The sequence below is a fragment of the Streptococcus cristatus genome (assembly GCF_003944225.1).
Lineage (GTDB): Bacteria > Bacillota > Bacilli > Lactobacillales > Streptococcaceae > Streptococcus > Streptococcus cristatus_K.
Window position 1 is genome coordinate 1 of the sequence record NZ_RJPN01000041.1, and the last position, 559, is coordinate 559.

Consider the following 559-nt stretch of genomic DNA (forward strand, 5'->3'; position numbering starts at 1 on the left):
TAATAATCCTGTCAATGCTAACAGAAGGCCGAGAAGGAAGGCTGAATCTGTTGCTGTGCCTGTACTTGGTAAGGTTGCTGACTTAGTGGCTGAACCTTTAGTAGAATCATCTGCTTTAGCTCCTTGCACTTGCTCCTGCATCTGCGGGGTTGCAGTTGACTTGTAAACAACCGCATAAACACCTAGCTGATCTGTCATGTACTCGATATAATGACCTTTTTGCTGGAAGGATACCGCATCAAGCTGATTAGCCGCTGTCATAAAGAAGACATTTTCAACATCTTTATTAGATGCAACTGGAAGGCTGATAAAGACCTTACCCTTAGGTTGTACAGATTGGCCAAATTGGTCTTCTAGTCTAATGTCATAAGCATCGTAGAGCTTACCTTCTAGGCTTTGAGCTGCTACTTTCTTAACCTTCAAGGCCACAACTTGATCAAGCGTAGACTTCATGCCAATCACTTGAACCTTGGTAGCTTCGTCCGTCAAGATACGCAAGTTATTTTCTGGCTTAGATGGTTTAGATGGCTCTACAGGCTTCTCTGGTGTAGTTGGTTTG

The 559-nt window shown here is 43.5% G+C and carries 1 pseudogene; it reads right to left on the reverse strand.

Features of this window, described 5'->3' with window-relative positions:
• Window positions 1-559 (reverse strand): annotated as a pseudogene (locus D8797_RS10280) (hypothetical protein); the annotation flags it as partial.